The 16,871-nt window shown below is 65.1% G+C and carries 10 protein-coding genes and 1 pseudogene; 7 read left to right on the top strand and 4 right to left on the bottom strand.

The window, feature by feature from the left end; all coding sequences use genetic code 11:
* Positions 1–15 precede the first annotated feature (15 nt).
* The 3 genes from BLU77_RS09870 to BLU77_RS09860 all read right to left on the bottom strand — a co-directional run bounded on the left by BLU77_RS09870 (position 16) and on the right by BLU77_RS09860 (position 2,748).
* Positions 16–513 (bottom strand): FBP domain-containing protein, encoded by a 498-nt coding sequence (locus tag BLU77_RS09870; RefSeq protein WP_089772770.1) that lies wholly within the window; start codon positions 511–513, stop codon positions 16–18.
* A gap of 243 nt (positions 514–756) precedes the next feature.
* Entirely contained in the window at positions 757–2,166 is a 1,410-nt protein-coding gene (locus tag BLU77_RS09865) for a sulfatase (protein ID WP_089772769.1), read from the bottom strand.
* Positions 2,167–2,202: 36 nt separating this feature from the next.
* Positions 2,203–2,748, bottom strand: coding sequence for a pyridoxamine 5'-phosphate oxidase family protein (locus BLU77_RS09860; RefSeq protein ID WP_089772768.1), 546 nt, complete (start codon positions 2,746–2,748; stop codon positions 2,203–2,205).
* 100 nt (positions 2,749–2,848) lie between these two features.
* Here BLU77_RS09860 and BLU77_RS09855 point away from each other — a divergent pair, with 100 nt between their 5' ends.
* From BLU77_RS09855 to BLU77_RS09845, 4 genes and pseudogenes are all read left to right on the top strand, one after another.
* The gene (locus BLU77_RS09855; protein WP_217632395.1) at positions 2,849–4,354 is read left to right on the top strand and encodes a sulfatase family protein; all 1,506 of its coding nucleotides are present in this window, start codon (positions 2,849–2,851) and stop codon (positions 4,352–4,354) included.
* Between the two features lie 59 nt (positions 4,355–4,413).
* Positions 4,414–5,952, top strand: coding sequence for an ABC transporter substrate-binding protein (locus tag BLU77_RS09850; protein ID WP_175477019.1), 1,539 nt, complete (start codon positions 4,414–4,416; stop codon positions 5,950–5,952).
* Positions 5,942–6,202 (top strand): annotated as a pseudogene (locus tag BLU77_RS22910) (sulfatase-like hydrolase/transferase); the annotation flags it as partial. The gene BLU77_RS09850 and the pseudogene BLU77_RS22910, both read left to right, overlap by 11 nt.
* A complete protein-coding gene (locus tag BLU77_RS09845) occupies positions 6,106–7,782 on the top strand; it encodes a sulfatase (RefSeq protein ID WP_281242095.1) in 1,677 nt (558 codons plus the stop codon). The pseudogene BLU77_RS22910 and the gene BLU77_RS09845, both read left to right, overlap by 97 nt.
* Before the next feature lie 15 nt (positions 7,783–7,797).
* Here BLU77_RS09845 and BLU77_RS09840 read toward each other — a convergent pair whose 3' ends face one another.
* Complete coding sequence (locus BLU77_RS09840; RefSeq protein ID WP_245708752.1) at positions 7,798–8,838, bottom strand: hydroxyacid dehydrogenase; 1,041 nt, start codon at positions 8,836–8,838, stop codon at positions 7,798–7,800.
* Between the two features lie 195 nt (positions 8,839–9,033).
* Here BLU77_RS09840 and BLU77_RS09835 point away from each other — a divergent pair, with 195 nt between their 5' ends.
* The 3 genes from BLU77_RS09835 (at position 9,034) to BLU77_RS09825 (ending at position 16,869) form a co-directional block, all read left to right on the top strand.
* Positions 9,034–11,064, top strand: coding sequence for a beta-galactosidase (locus tag BLU77_RS09835; RefSeq protein WP_175477018.1), 2,031 nt, complete (start codon positions 9,034–9,036; stop codon positions 11,062–11,064).
* 247 nt (positions 11,065–11,311) lie between these two features.
* Entirely contained in the window at positions 11,312–16,132 is a 4,821-nt protein-coding gene (locus BLU77_RS09830) for an Ig-like domain-containing protein (protein ID WP_089772763.1), read from the top strand.
* Positions 16,129–16,869: a sugar phosphate isomerase/epimerase family protein gene (locus BLU77_RS09825; protein ID WP_089772762.1), complete on the top strand. Its 741-nt coding sequence runs from the start codon at positions 16,129–16,131 to the stop codon at positions 16,867–16,869. The genes BLU77_RS09830 and BLU77_RS09825 overlap by 4 nt, the downstream gene beginning before the upstream one ends.
* The last annotated feature ends 2 nt before the right edge of the window (positions 16,870–16,871 follow it).

Below are 16,871 nucleotides of genomic sequence, written 5' to 3'. Positions count from 1 at the left end.
GTTTGCGGCGATGCGTCACCGCGTGCGGCACACCTCGGCCGCGAACCGCACCGACCGCTCCCGCAGGCCCGCCACCCGGTTCGCGACGAACCGTTCCCGATCGGCGTCGGTACTCGCCTCGGTACGGGTGGGACGCCGTCGGACGTTCTTCGAGCAGGCAAAATCGGTGCACACGAGGGTCCCGATGGTGTCGCCGCGGCGCCCGGCTGCGCCCGCGCGAGGGGCCACGTAGAGGCTCACGTCGTCCACGGCCACGATGTCCTCGCACCAGGCGCACATCGCCTTCCGACGGCGGCCGCCCGGTTCGGGCGCGCGCAGCAGCAGGGCGGTCGGAGCCTCGTCCAGCTCGAGGACGACGTAGGCATTGAGTGGCGCCTTCGGGTCGCGCCAGCCCAGGTATTCCAGGCGGTCCCAGCGGACGGCGTCGAGGTCGGGGAGTACGGCGCGATTGGCCTCGCCGCGGGTGGCGTTGACGAAGGCGCGACGAATCTTCTTCTCGGTCAGGGGATTCATGAGGGTCTTCTCCAGTCGGTGGGCATGGCTCAGCGCCGCGCCGTCACCGCCGGATCGATCTCAGCGGTGGGCGCGGGGACGGGCCAGCCTGGAGCAGGCCATGGCGGCCACCTCGGCTCCCGACGTTCGGCGTCCCATCGAATCCTCTCTTCGTTCCGCACGGGGTGTTTCCCGGCGGCGGTACGAGGCTACGCGCAGCCGCTGTGATCGTGCGAACGTTTTGTCCGGACGTTCGTCATCGCGCTACGCATCGACCCGCGCACGAGGGTTTGGTGCCGGCACCAGGGCGCCCATGTCCTCGCGCATGTGGTGTACCTGGGTGCGGAGGCGGTCGCGTAGTGCCGCGTGTTCGGGCAGGTGGGCGAGGTCGTGCCGCTCACTGATGTCGGAGTCCAGGTTGTAGAGCTCGACCCGGTCGTCTTCGAAGAACTCCACGAGTTTCCAGGGGCCTTCGCGGACGGCGGCCGAGGGTGTTCCGCCTTGGTTGGCGTAGTGCGGGTAGTGCCAGTGGATGGGTCCGCGTTCGAAGGGTTCGCCGCGCAGCAGGGGCAGGATGGATACGCCGTCGGTGTGTTGTTCCGGGTGGGCGGGGAGGCCGGCTGCTTCGAGGAGGGTGGGGTAGAGGTCGGGGGTGGTGGTCGGCTCGGTGGTGACGCCCGGGGTGACCACCTCGGGCCAGTGCACCAGGAGCGGCACGCGTAGGCCGCCGTCGTAGGTCCATCCCTTGCCTTCGGCCAGGGGTGCGTTGCAGGTGGGTGAGCCTTCTGCGGTGGCGAGGCCGCCGTTGTCGGAGGTGAAGATGACGATCGTGTTGGTGCCCTCGACCGCGGCCAGGAGGCGGCCGATGTTGGTGTCGAGGTTCTCCACCATCGCGGCGTAGGTGGGGTCGGACTGCAGGAGCCGGCGGCGCACGCGTTCGGGCTGCTTGTGCCAGGCGGGGTGCTGCTCGCCGTCGGCGAAGGTTTCGCACCTGTCCAGGCCGAGCCGGGCGGCCTTGGCCTGGTACTTGGCCACCAGCTCGGCCGGTGCCTGGATCGGAGTGTGGACGGCGTAGTGGGCCAGGTGCAGGAAGTAGGGGCGGTCTCCGGCGCCTTCGATCAGGCCGATGGCTTCGTCGGTGAGTCGGTCGGTGAGGTATTCCCCGTCTGGTCCGTCGGGCAAGGTGTGCAGCCCGTAGGGGGAGAAGTAGCCCTGGGGTGGTTGTCCCTTGCCGGTGCCGCCGATATTGATGTCGAAGCCGTGCGCCTCGGGGAGGGTGTGCGGAGTGGAGCCGAGGTGCCATTTGCCCACGTTCCAGGTCTGGTAGCCGCCGTCGCGTAGGGCGCGGGGCAGGGAGTATTCGCTGGTGGGTAGGCAGGCGAAGTAGGGCACGTCCTGGAGTTTCCCGACGGCGTGGCCTCCGATGTACTGGGTGACACCCACGCGTGCGGGGTACTTGCCCGAGAGCAGGCTCGCCCGGGTGGGCGAGCACACCGGTGCGGCCGCGTAGGCGTCGGTGAACCGCACGCCCTGGGTGGCGAGACGGTCCAGGACCGGAGTCTCGTAGAAACTGCTGCCGTAGCAGTCCAGATCCGCCCAGCCCAGATCGTCGACGAGCACGAGCACGATGTTCGGTGGGGCAGGGGATTCGGGTGAACGGGCATCGGTGACCATGAACCCTATGGTGCCCGACGGCGTCCGGTGCTCCGGTCAGGCCGGAGGTAGCCCCGTAGGGAAGCCGTCGATGCTGGCCCGGTTCTTGGTCTGCTGGTACTCGACCAGGCCGTCCTCGCCCTTCTTCGCGGCCCAGGAGTCCATCAATGGCCGTTCACTCTCGAACTCGTAGAAGGGCACCCCGTACCCGCAGGAGGTCTGCACCAGGTCGATGTCGAGCACGAAGATGTTCCGGGCTCCGCGCATCGGCGGGAAGAGGCCGTAGAGCTCGTCCCATTCGGCGTCCGGTTCGTGCACGGCGCGGGCGGTGCCGTACAGCCTCAGGATCATCGGCGCTCGCTCGAAGGAACAGAACATCACCGTCATCCGCGGGGTGTCCAGCAGGTGAGCCGCGGTCTCGTTGCCACTGCCCGTGCCGTTCAGCCACACCACCCGGGTCGGGGAGACGATCCGCAACGAGTCCAGGCCCTTGGGGGAGACGTTCACCCGCCCGTCGCGGGCTGCGGTGCCGACGAAGTACAGATGCTGAGCCTCGATGAAACGACGCAGGCGGTCGGTGATCTCGGGGTACTGGGTGGCCATAGGGACATTGTGGGACACAGCGCCGGCGCATATTTGTCTGGTAACTGGGTAACACGTACACTTGCTGGATGTTATGTGGTCGACAACGAGGAGTCGAACTGTGAGCCGTCCGAACGTGCTCCTGATTACCAGCGATCAGCAACACTGGGACACGATCGGGGCGTTCAACTCCGAGATCCACACGCCGAATCTGGATCGGTTGGTTCAGGAGGGGGCAGCGTTCTCGCGGACGTACTGCCCGAACCCGACGTGCACACCCACACGAGCGTCGCTGATCACGGGCAAGTACCCGAGCGAGCACGGCGCGTGGACGTTGGGCACGAGCCTGCCTGAGTCCGAGCCCACAATCGGCGCTCACCTCAGCGAGCGGGGCTATCGGACGGCGTTGGTCGGCAAGGCGCACTTCCAGCCGTTGCGGAGCACGGAGGAGTACCCGTCCCAGGAGGCGTACCCGCTGCTGCAGGACCTCGACTACTGGCGTGACTTCCACGGCCCGTACTACGGCTTCGACCACATCGAACTCGCCCGGAACCATACGGCCGAGTCGCACGTGGGTCAGCACTACGGAGTCTGGCTGACCGAGAAGTGCGGGGACGACTGGAAGCAGTACTTCCGAGCGCCTACAGGGACCATGCCCCACGAGGTCCAGCACACGTGGCCGATCCCCGAGGAGCTGCACTACAACACCTGGATCGCCGAGCGTACGAACGCGCTGCTGCAGAACTATCAGCGGGCCGGTGAGCCGTTCTTCCTGTGGTCGAGCTTCTTCGATCCGCACCCGCCGTACTTGGTGCCCGAGCCGTGGGACCGGATGTACGACCCGGACAAGATCACCATCCCGGATGGGATCGAGGGGGAGCACGAGCGCAATGCCCCGCACTTCGGGCTGGTGCGCACGCAGGAGCCGGACTTTAGTGAGTGGGAGGAGACCGGGCACAGGATCCACGGGTTCGAGTCCCACCTGCGGGACGAGGCTGAGCGACGGCGTCTGGTCGCGACCTACTACGGCATGGTGAGCATGCTCGATGCCTACGTGGGCAAGATCTTGGACGAGCTCGACCGGCTCGGACTGGCGGAGAACACGATCGTGGTGTTCAGCACCGACCACGGGCACCTGTTTGGCCAGCACGGGCTCCAGGCGAAGCGGCCGTTCCACTACGAGGACCTGCTGCGGGTCCCGTTGCTGGCGCGCGGCCCGGGGATCGCATGTGGTCACCAGACCTCGGCACTGCAGTCCCTGGTCGACTACGCGCCGACTGTGCTGGACATGATCGGTGAGGACGTGCCGGCCGAGATGACCGGCGTGAGCCAGAAGGCCGTCTGGTCGGGGGAAGTGGAGTCGGCACGTGAGCACGTGTTGTGCGAGTTCCATCATGAGCCGACCACGGTCAACCTGCGCACCTACATCGAAGACCGGTACAAGATCACCGTCTACCACGGCCGCGAGTACGGCGAGCTGTTCGACCTTGAGCGCGATCCTGGCGAGTTCCACAACCGGTGGGACGACCCAGACCATGCGGCCATCAAGTCCGACCTGCTGCTGCGCTTCGTCTGGGCCGAGATGGGGCGGGAGCCGATGCCGATGCCGCGGATCAGCGTGGCCTGACAGAGAGGTTGGGCGCACCATGCCCGCTGTGGGTGGGCACCGAAGAGAGGGAAGCAATGATGCAATCCAACGACTGGAGTACTGAGTTTCTACGACCCGACGATCAGATGCCCGCGGGCGGCGAAACGAGTTTCACGACGTCGATGAGCCGGCGAACGGTACTTGGTGCCGCCGGGGCGCTCGGCCTAGCCGGGCTGACCGCAGCATGTTCGGGCATGAGTTCGACGAACGACAGTAGCGGCGGTAGCGCTGGTACCGGAACGGTTCGAGTCTGGACCGTTCAGTCCGGACCTGAGACGGAGGCTTTCGAACGCGCACAGTTGGAAGCGTTCGGTCGGCGGAACCCGGACATCGGTGTTGAACTGCAGGTCCTTCCGCCGGAGCAGTTTGCCAACGCCATGCAACTCGCGTTCACGGGAGGTGAGGACATCCCCGACGTGTTCCGCCACTCTGCGGGTCAGGGAGTCCACCTGCGCAGCGCACTCGAACGCGGATGGGTTCGTCCGGTCACCGAGTTCATCACGGACGAGTTCGCGAGCAGGTTCCCCCATTGGGTGTACGACGGCGCGAGCGCACTGTACGTGGACGGGGAAGCGTACGGCGTCCCGCGAGCGGACACCTTTGCCAATGGCTCGCGTATGTTGTATTACAACGTCGACATCCTCGAACGTTTCGGATTCTCCGGGCCGCCTGAGACGTGGTCGGAGTTTCGCGAGATTGCTGCGAAGATCAGCACCGACGGCAACAATGCCGTTTACGGTACCGCGCTCGTGGGCGCGAACATTGCGTCGTTCCAGATCCTGCAGAACTTGGCCGGTCCCCAGCACTACCGCGATGATGCGGAAACCCCCATCAGCTTGCTGACCGGCGAACCGGCGATGTCCGAACCGTCGCTAGTGGAAACAGTGGAGTTGCTCCAGGCCATGAATCGCCAAGGGTCGTTCACGCCGGGGTGGGAGACGTGGGCGCCGTCCGATGCCATCCAGCAGATGGCCTCGGGCCGACTCGGCATGTACATCTTTCCGATCTTTCATGCGGCCCAACTGCGGCAGGCCAACCCTGACCTCAATCTGGGGATCGCCCGGCCGCCTGTGCCGGACGCCGGGCGATCTGGCTCGCGGGCACCCGCCGACACTGTGCTCCCGTGGTGGATGATGAGTGCCGAGGTGCGTGACCCGGAGGCGGCCTGGCGCCTCATGGACTTCTACGGGTCTGTCGAGTACCAACGCGCTGGATTTCTGGAGGAACAGCGGATCTCCATCATGCCGGGTGTCTATGACGGGATCGATGTCGACCAGGACACTCTTGCCATACGAGAGATCGCCCAAGACCTCGTGCGCCAGCGGCCATCCCCGTCTCGTCGCTCGCCGGAGGCCGACACCTTCTACGACACCCTGGTCGCCGATGCCCCTCGGCCCGCGCCGGCAGAGCTGTACGTGAACGCGATCGTCACCGAATCCGACTTTGCCGCGACAGCTGCTGAATACGACGAGGCAGTCACGCAACTCATCGACGAGAAGATCGCAGCAGGAGCTATTGACAGCATGGAGGCCTTCACATTCCCGGACTGGGACCCGCTCGAAGACTATGAAGGGTGACCACACCGCCATGAGAGCCATCGTCGTCATGTTCGACAGCCTCAACCGGCATTTCCTGGAACCGTACGGGACTGACTGGACGCACACACCGAACTTTCAGCGCCTCGCCGAACGTACAGTGACATTCGACCGCTGCTACGCCGGCAGTCTCCCGTGTATGCCGGCCCGGCGGGAGCTGCACACCGGACGGCACAACTTCCTGCACCGCTCCTGGGGCCCGCTCGAACCCTTCGACGACTCCATGCCCGAACTCCTCAAGGAGCACGGCATCTACACCCACCTGGTCACCGATCACCAGCACTACTTCGAAGACGGCGGGGCCACCTTTCACACCCGGTACAACAGCTGGGAGTTCTTCCGTGGGCAGGAGGGCGACCCCTGGAAGGGGCATGTCGGTGGTGTGGATGGCATCCCCACCGGGGACAAGCCGCCCAAACGTCGCCAGGACCGGATCAACCGCGAGTACCTCGTGACGGAGGCCGACCACCCCAGACCCGCACCTTCGACGCAGGCCTGGAGTTCATCGACACCAACAAGAACGAGGACGGCTGGTTCCTGCAGCTGGAGACATTCGACCCGCACGAGCCGTTCTTCTCGCACAAGCCCTACAAGGACCTCTACCCGCACGAGTACGACGGCCCGGAGTTCGACTGGCCGTCCTACGCCCCGGTCGCCGAACCCGGCGACCAGGTCGCTCACGCCCGCTACGAATATGCGGCGCTGCTGTCGATGTGCGACGAGTCGCTCGGGCGGGTCCTCGACGTGATGGACGAGAACCAGATGTGGGACGACACTCTCCTGATCGTCTGCACCGACCACGGGTATCTACTCGGTGAGAACGGCTGGTGGGCGAAGCTGGTGATGCCCTGGTATGACTCGCTCGTGCACACCCCGCTCTTCGTGTGGGACCCGCGATCCGGTGCCCACGGTGAGCGCCGCTCCAGCCTCGTCCAGACGATCGACATCGCGCCCACCCTGCTCGACTGGTTCGGCCTTGAGTCGACGCCGGACATGCAGGGTGTCCCCCTCGCTCGCACCGTGTCCGAGGATCAACCGGTCCGTGAAGCCGGGCTCTTCGGGTCCTTCGGAGCCCATGTCAACGTCACGGACGGGCGCTACGTGTACATGCGAGCCCCCGACGACCCGGCCGGTGAGGCGACTCTCCACGACTACACGATCATGCCGACGAGGATGAGAGGCCGGTTCAGCGTCGACGACCTCGCCGGTCTCGAGCTCGCGGAACCGTTCACCTTCACGAAAGGGCTCCGGACGCTGCGTGTTCCCGCCGAGGCCCACCCCGCCTGCAGCTTCGGCACCCTGCTCTTCGACCTGACCGCCGACCCCCGGCAACAGACGCCCATCACCGACCCCGAGATCGAACACCGCATGATCGGCCTCCTGCACGACCTCCTGGTCCGCAGTGACGCCCCGGACGAGCAGTTCGACCGGCTGGGACTTCCCCGGCCTGGTGAGGATCTGGACGGTTCCCCGCACTGGCTCCGAGCGCACCGCGGCAGGGACCGTGCCGTCCAGGAGGCGACCGAGATGAGCCACGAACGACGCGTGGCGCACGCCTTGGCCCGCCTCGCCCCCGGCGTCCTGGACTACCGATGGCTGAACAGCTCCGTACACCAGCTGACGGCCGACCCGGTGGCGGCACCCGTCATTCAGCGCCATGCCCCAGGAGCGCTCCGTGACGAGCTGCTCACCGTCGGGCCTGACATCACCCTGCTGGATCTCGCAGTCGCCAACCCCGAGTTGGTCAACCTCGAAAGCGTCCGAGCCGTGCTCGACGCCCTGTCCGCAGCATCGACCGCCGCGGTCAGCTGATCAGCCGTCAGCTGATCAGGCCAGGCGGTCCAGCTCGTCGAGGGGGACCGGATGCACGGGCGCCTCGCCTCGTGCGAACGCTGCCAGCTCGTCCAGTGCTGCGTCCGCGAGTCGCCGCACCTCCGTCGTCTGGGCTCCGGCCAGATGGGGGGTGAGTGTCACGTTCGGCAGGTCCCACAGCGGCGACCCGGGTGGGAGCGGCTCGGGCTCGGTGACGTCGAGGATGGCCGAGAGGCGGCCGCTGACGCACTCGCGTTCCAGGGCGGCCGGTTCGATCAGGCTGCCACGGGCGGTGTTGATCACGGTGCCGGCATCCGGAATGAGGGCGAGGCGTTCGGCGTCGAGCATGTGGCGCGTTGCCGGCGTGGCCGGAGCATGGACGCTGACGATGTCTGCTCGCCGAAGAAGGTCGTCGAGCTCGACCAGAGCCGCCCCGGCGTCATGCACGTCGTGGCGGTCCGCATACGGATCGGCCACCAGGACGTTCACGCCCAGGTTCCGAAGCAGGGCGACCACCCGTCGTCCGATGCGCGAGAACCCGATGATCCCCACCGTGCGTCCGTAGGCCGAGGCCAATGCAGTCGGACGAGTCTTCGTGGTGCGTTGGGCGCGGAACGTCTCGATGGTCGAGAAGACGCGCTTGGCGGCCATGATGACAGCGGCGAACGTGAACTCGGCGACAGGGATCGCGTTCGCCGCCGCGGCCGAGGTCACGATGATCCCGCGGTCCAGGCATTCCGGTGTGGCGATGGCCTTGACGGACCCGGCCGCGTGGGCGACCAGGCGAAGGCGCGGGGTCGCGTCCAGGACGTGATGGGTCAACTGCGGAGCGCCCCACCCGGTGATGAGGACCTCGACGACCTGCAACCAGTCCTTGGGAAGTTGGTCCGGGGAACTCACGCAACCATAGCCGCCGAGGTCGGCCACAGCCCGCAAACGTTGCTGTTGCACCGCTCCGAAGCCATTGCTCCAGGCGTGTTCGTTCATCACGACGGCAGTGCGGGGCTGCCGGTGGCCTGCGACCTCACCTTGACCTGAGGTACCCGTCGACTTCATACTAGCCAGGTTATCAGACAAACTGGTGACATGGTGATAGGAGTTCGCGGTTCGGATTCCGTGAGTCGATCGCTACGGCTGATGACGACCCTTCTGGAAATGAGTGTTGTCGGGCCGGATTCCTGAACGCCAGAGCCTTTGTCCTTGATGTCTCGATCTGTAATTGTGAAGACCGGAGAAGGGATAGTGATTACTGTGGAACCGTCCACCACGGCCGAAAGAGTGACGTACGGTGCTGCCTATTATCCAGAACAGCGCGCACAAGAGGAATGGGCTCAAGATCTCGGCCTGATGGCGCGCGCAGGAATGAACGCTGTGCGAATCGCGGAATTCTCCTGGAGCAGATTGGAGCCCCGTTCGGGAGACTACGACTTCCACTGGCTAGAACAGTTTCTCGATCTCGCCGCTGAAGCCGGTATTGGCGTCGTGCTCTCGCCACCGATGCGGACGGCTCCAGCGTGGCTCGTATCGGAGGAGCCAGAGATCATGGCGGTTGATTCGGACGGGACCAGGCTCGCCTATGGCGCGAGGTACACCTTCTGTGTCAACCATCCGCGACTTCGTCGGGCGGGCTGTGCCCTCGCCACGTGGCTCGCACGTCAGTTCGGTAGTCATCCGGCGGTGGCGGCATGGCACCTCGACAATGAGTATGGCGCCGACGTCGACTGCCACTGTGAGGTCTGTCGCGAGACCTGGACAGCCTGGTTGACCGTTCAGTACGCCTCCGTCGGTCAACTCAACGAGGCATGGGGAACAGTCTTCTGGGGACTCGAGTTCTCAGCCTTCGAACAGATCCCTACGCCAAGCCGGACTCTCAAGGAGCGCCGAAACCCTGGACATTGGCTCGCCTGGCGCAGGTTCCGATCGGCCAGCACTGTCGGTACTGTGGCCGAGCATGCGCAGGCTGTGCGAGCAGGTCATCCAGATGCCGTGATCACTACGAACGCCCAACCACCAAATCACTCGCGCGATTTCAACAACGCGACCGACTACTACGAACTCTATAAAGACCTAGACGTTGCGGGTACCAACTACTACCCCCCGTACGGCGACGAGTGGCGCCGATTAGAGGTCGCACTCGCCGCCTGCCGAAGTTACAAGGACGACGGCTTCGAGATATTCGAGCTGCGCAACGGGCCGCATGCAATTCCGGGTAGGTCTGGAAACTCTCCACAGCCCGGTGAGGTTGAACGTCTCGCCGTGCATGCGCTTTCGCACGGCGCCAATGGGCTGTACTTCTTCCGGTGGAATTTCTTTGGTCGGGGATTCGAGCAGTACCAAGGCAGTGTGCTGACGGCCGCCGACCGACCTGGCCGGATCTATGACGAGGTCAGCAGGGTGGGCCAACGGCTCGGAATCACCGCGTCTTCTCTGACGGACACGCGCGTCATCAGCCATGTAGCTGTGATGTACGACCCACAGGCGCGGTGGCTCGCTGAGTATGAGATCGGAGAACGCGGACCTGCGAGTATGTACCTGGACACGGTCCGTGCGTTGTTCAGCTCCATTCGCAACCTACGACGAAATGTGGACCTCGTGCCACCGCATGGAGCGTGGCAGCGCTATCAGGTTCTCGTCCTTCCCATGATGATGCTGATGGATGAGGATCTTGCTCAGCGGCTGACCCGATTCGTGCAGGACGGGGGGACCATTGTGTGCTTACCCCTTACTGGGGTACGCGACCTGGAGGCGGGTATTCATCATGGCCGTATCCAGACGACGATGGAACTACTGCTCGGTAGCACCAGGGACGAGTACGTGACCATTCCCCACGGTGAGGTCGTACTGTTCCGCTGGGCGGGAAGGACGTACCGTGGTCGGCACTATGCCGATCTCCCGCAACTCGAGCGTGCGACCGCCGCCGGAGATTTCGAGGGCGCGTGGTTCGCGGGCACGCCCTGCGTGATGGAAAATCACGTAGGAGGCGGCCGGGTGATGGCCATCGCGACCTTCCCTGATCCTGACTTCTATGCGTCCTTCTTCGAGCGGCTGTTCGAGGATGTGGCACTGCCACCCATCAGAGGAGTCGAAGCCCCACCTCTGGTGGACGTGGCGGAGCGTCGATCCGACAGGCGGCGTCTGGTCTTCCTCATCAACGGCTCTAGTGATGTGCAGACTGTCCATGTCTCAGGCGATGCCGAGGATGTCTGGAACGCCGCGCATGTCAACGGGGTTCTCGAACTTGTGCCCTTTGGGGTGGCAGTACTCGATTTCGGTCGTGCGTGACCGATCTGGTCGCAACTGTCAGCGTCACACGGACCTGGTGTGCAGGGATGGCGGAGATCGGTCTGCTGATCCGCGCTGAGTAGCCGATGCCATCGAGGGCGGCGTGGCGGGTCGTCGCAGGCGTTGCTCGTCCCCGCGCTCGCAAATGGACCCCAGGGCTGTCTGCTTGACCTGGGACGGCGACAGAAGACATACTAGCCCGGTTATCAGACAACCGGGCGACCCTGAGATATGAGGAGATGGTTCGATGAAGAGCCGCACAACCCTCGCAAGTGCAACGATCCTTGCCCTGACCTTCTCTGCAGCGACCGCTTCGATGGCGGGTGCAGATCTTCAAGCGAGCGGTGTGGAGGAAGTGCATGTCGCCACTGACGGCGATGATGCGGCCTCCGGGACGGCGACCGATCCGGTCGCGACTCTCGACCAGGCTCGTGACCTGGTGCGGGGGTCGATCTCGGACGGGATGGACGGTGACGTCAGCGTGATCGTGCATGGTGGTGACTACTACCGCGACGAGCCGCTCGAGCTCGACGAGCGTGACTCAGGGCGGGACGGCCATCAGGTGCTCTGGACCAGTGCGCCAGGGGAGGTAGCGCGGATCCACGGTGCCCGTGAGATTGCAGGTAGCTGGGAAGGTACCGACCACCCGGAGATCGTGCGGACCTCCCTCCCGGAGGTCGCGAGTGGGCAGTGGCGCTTCGACCAGCTTTTTGTCGACGGCGCACGTCAGACGAAGGCCCGGTACCCAGACGTCGGCTATCTCCATGGTCACGGTGGCGGCGAGCGAACCTCCTTCATGACCGACGCAGGTGACCTACCGGACTGGCAGGTCGTTCCAGGGGCGCAAGCGGTCGTGTGGAGCACCCCCTTCTTCGCAGATACGGCACCCATCGCATCGATCGATCCGAGCCAGAACCTCGTCACCCTAGAGTCCGAGACGCTGCGCAGTGGCGGCGGCCGGTACTACCTCCAGGGCTTCCGTGAAGCTCTCGACAGCCCGGGGGAGTTCTTCCTCGACGAGTTGGCGGGCTACCTCTACTACTGGCCGGAGTCTGCGGTGGAGGAGCTAACGATCACCGCACCGACGACGGACCGGGTGTTCGAACTCTCCGGTTCCGGACCGGACCAGCCCGTACAGAACGTCAGTCTGACCGGGCTGGAAGTGAGCACGTCAAGGTTCGCCGAGCGGTTCAGCGAGACGCATGACATCGAGTGGAACCGCCCGGCGCCTGCGAACACTCCTGCCCTCATCTACCTGGAGAACGCTCGGAACGTGACCATTGCGGACAACGTGCTGGAGAACGCCGGATTCAGCGCTGTGACAATGCACCTCTCGGCCACCGACAACGCCGTCTCCGGCAATGAGGTCAGCGGCTTCGGCTATCACGGTGTCCTCCTGATGGGCACGATCAGTGGAACGTTCGACGAGTCCGGTAATCAGGTCTACGACAACAAGCGCAACACGGTGGCCGATAACTACATCCATCACGGCGGAGTGCTCGTTGGGCACGGCGGTGGGATCTTCCTGCACCAGAGCGGCGAGAACGCGATCGAGCACAATGTCATTCACGATATGCCCCGCTACGGCATCGGGATGAAGGGGAACCGCGGACCGCACGTGAGTGACCAGCTCACGAGCCGTGACAACCTGATCCGCTACAACGATATCTCGCGCGTGCTGCAGGACAGTGACGACGCCGGCAGCATCACACTGACCACGGCGGGTACTGGCAACCTGGTGGAAGCGAACCGCATCCACGACATGGTGGCCGCCCGCTCCTCCAAGGGTCAGGCTTTCGGTGTCTATCTTGACAACAATGTGCAGGACACCATCGTCCGTCAGAACCTTGTGTTCGGTGCCGACACGCTGGCGAACGGTCCGGAGTACGGTCCGATCCATGCCAAGGGTCCTGGCAATGTGGTCACCGACAATGTGCTCGTCCAGGACGGCACGTATGGGTCGGGCTTCGGGATGCGTCTGTCTCAGCACGGCAACAATGACGCCGTCGACCATGAGTACTACCGCAACATCATCGTGGTGGAGACGCCCGGGGCGGCCTTCTACGAGTTCCAGAACTTCGAGGAGGAGAACCTGCTCGCATCGGATTTCAACCTGTTCTACGATCCCGATGGCGATTACGCAGTACGGGGAATCCCTGGCGTATCCGACCTGGACGACTGGCGGTTCTTCCTTGACTCCCGGTACGACCAGTCCTCCGTGGCGGCTGATCCCCTGTTCCGGGACCGTGCAGGCGAGGACTTCGTTCTAGCGCCGCAGTCACCCGCCTTCGAGCTGGGATTCCAGCAAGCGGACTACACACGCATCGGGACAACGGACCATGCCTCCTTCGAGGCGGGACCGCTCGATCGTATTGAGGTGAGCTCAGCCGGCAATCCCACTCGCGCCGACGTGCCCATCGGCGGCAGCGTCCCGCTGACAGTGGCGGCCCGGGACGCCGTCGGACTTCTCCTGCACGGCGCGAACGTCACCTACAGCAGTGCCGACGCGGCCATCGCCACGGTCGATTCACAGGGGCAGGTGAGTGGACAAGCGCAGGGGACGACCGCCGTCACTGTGACGGCCACCAGCGGAAGCGAGACGGAACAACGCACGATCCCGGTGTACGTGGGCGATGAGGTGAGCAGCATCGAGCTCCGCACCTCGGCGGCCGATCTGGCGATCGGTCAGCAGGCGGATCTTCGGCCGGTCGCCACGAATGCGTCCGGCACTGTGCACCTGCTGGACGCAGGCGAGGTCACCTTCAACGTCAGCGACGACGACGTGATCACTGTCGACAGCCAGGGGCGGATCGACGCCGTCGGAACGGGTACGGCGACCGTCACTGCCACGTACTCGGCAGGTGCAAGCTCCGTGTCCGGCGAAACCACGGTGCGTGTTCACGACCGGGTCATCGAGTCTGTCTCGGCATCGATGAGCGGACTCGGCCTGGATATCGGGACGACCACGACGCTCGACACCACAGCCACCTGGTCGGACGGGACAGCGATGGACCCGAACGAGGTGACCTACGAGTTCACCAGCCGGGAGCCGGACGTCGCGACCGTCGCCGCGGACGGCACGGTGACTGCTGTGGGTCCAGGCGCGGCACCGATTGTGGTGTCGGCTACCTGGAACGGGGTGGTGCGCCAGACGCAGGAGCTAGTTGCGGTTGTGGAGGATACCGCCTTGCCGGCTGGCTGGAACCGCACCGACGTGGGCACCTGGGCCTCCCCGGAGACCTATGTGGCTCACCACGATGGTGAATGGATCCTGAACAGCAATGCCCGCGATGCGTGGGGGACCGAGGACGGTGTGCTCTTCGTCCATCGCGAGCTCGACCTGGCGGACTATCCGGACGGGTTCTCCGTCACTGCGACTGTGCGTTCGGTTCGGCAAGCGCACCTGTTTTCCATGGGCGGTGTGATGATCCGCAACGACGTCGCCGCCGACGCTGCGACCGCGTCGCCGCGCATCCGACCTGCCGGCGCGATGCCGGTCGGGATCCGTTCGACTGATGGCGGGTCCACCTCCAACATCTCCGGCAACCCGGCGACGACCTTCCCAGCCACCATGCGCCTGACCTACCAGGCTGGCACCGTCACCAGCAGCTACCTCGACGGCGATACCTGGGTCAGCATGGGCGAGCGTGAGCTGGACCTCTCCGGGAGCGTGCAGGTGGGCATCTGGAGCGCCTCCGCGGATTCAACGGTCCTCAGCGAAGCGGTCTTCAGCGACGTGTATATCGAGGCGGGGGAACCTACCCCTGCAACCCCGCAGACCCGAACTGAACTGCGGGACGAGATTGCCGTGGCGATGGCGCGGTATGAGACCAGCACGAAAGGCAGAGCCGCGGGTGACTATCCGGCGCAGGCTCGGGCCGACCTGCTGGCAGAGATCACGGCTGCTGAGAGTGTGGCTGACTCTTCCGGGGCGACCGAGGGGCGCGTGCTGGCCGCGATCTCCGACCTGCAGTCCGCGATTCAGGCGTTCATCGACGCGCGGGTCCCGCCCCAGCTGCACGAGTTGACCTTCATCGACGACCCGATCGGTCAGACGCCGGACTCCGTCACGGAGGCGACGCCCACCCGCGGGACGGCGGTCGTCGAAGACGGCGGGTATGACGGCAGGAACAGCCTTGCCCTGACTGCGACGTCGACCAACTATGTGGTGCGTGCACCCCTTCCGGCACGAGACGGGCGTACGGACTACCTGATGCGTTTTCGTGCGGGACAGACCGATGCCCCCTTCATCGTCAGGCTCACGTCGGAAGACTCCGCTGAGCAGGCCATGCACCTATGGTTCGTCGGAGACGGCACGATCCGGCTCATCAATGGTGATGGAACTCAGTTGCGGCACCTGGGAACGTACTCGGCAAATCAGTGGCATGTGGTCAAGCTAGCCACCGATACCGGGGGCCAGACCTTTGATCTGGCCCTCGACGGCGAATCCCTAGTCACCGACGTGCCGTTCCGCCATGCGGTTGACGAGATCGCGATGGTGGAGTGGCGCGCGGCCCCCGGCCAGTACTGGATCGACAGCCTGGTGATGGCCGAGCCGGAGTCAGACGACGCCCTCGCATCCACCGTGCAGGTCGACGGCGTGACCGTGACGGGGTTCGATCCCCTGACCACCGAGTACGTCGTCCCGCTCGACCCCGGGCAGGAGTTCCCGGCAGTCACTGCTGAGAGCCGGCACGCCGGCGCTTTTGTCCACGTCGAGCCCGCGGCGCTCGATGACCGGCGAGCACGGGTCGTCGTCATCTCCGCCAGCCGCTCCGAGCACACGGTGTACACCGTCGACCTGCCATGCGGTACGCACACGGCTGACGAGGCCATCGTGCTCGACGGCACGGACACCGGGGTGGTCAACGCCGCGCGCGACGACGGCTGCACCTTTCTGGACGTCCTCGAATACGAAGAACCTTTCGATGATCACGGGGACTTCGTCGACACCGTCACGACACTCTCCACCCAATGGCACGACGACGGACTGATCAGCAGGACCGAGCGCCAGACCCTCATCGTCACCGCAGCACGATTCCGCAGCAGAGGAGAACATTCTCGATGACCCACCTACCCGCGATCCAGTTGTACACCGTCCGCGAGGCGATGGCCGAAGACCGGGCCAGTACGCTCCGACAGCTCGCGGACATGGGCTATGGCGCGATCGAGGTGCACCGCCCGACGGACGACCCAGCCGGGCTTCGTGCGTTGATTGAGGACCTTGGACTGAAGGTCTGCGCTGCCCACGCAGGGGACGCCGTCGGCAATCCGGAACCCGGCCCCGTGTTCGAGGCGATCGCCTCGCTCGGCACGGACCTGGCCGTGGTTCCCGGCGGACGACCGAAGGAGGACCGCAGCACCCGGGATGGGATCGAGCGGATCGCGGACGAGGTGAACCGGCTCCTGCCGTACGCGCAGGCCGCAGGGCTCCGTCTCGGCTACCACAACCACGATCACGAGCTCACCCGGATCGATGGGCAGTATGCGCTCGACCGGCTCCTGGACCAGGTTGATGACGAAATGTTCCTCGAGGTCGACACGTACTGGGCCGCCGCCGGTGGCGCTGATGTTTTGGAACTGCTTGGCCGGTACGGCGACCGGGTGAAGGTGCTCCATCTCAAGGACGGGCCCGGTGTGCGTGGTCCGGCGAACGTCGCCTTGGGCGAGGGGAGTCTCGCGGTTGCCGAGTACGTGGCTGCCGCACCCTATGCGTGGCGGGTGGTCGAGTTCGACAAGTGCGAGACCGACATCTTCGACGCCGTCGCCCGCAGCCACGACTACCTTGCTCGTCTGGCGAGCTGAAA

Source organism: Ruania alba (assembly GCF_900105765.1).
In the GTDB taxonomy this organism is placed as follows: domain Bacteria; phylum Actinomycetota; class Actinomycetes; order Actinomycetales; family Beutenbergiaceae; genus Ruania; species Ruania alba.
The sequence above is the reverse complement of the archived record's forward strand: the minus strand, read 5'-3'. Positions and strand labels throughout refer to the sequence as shown.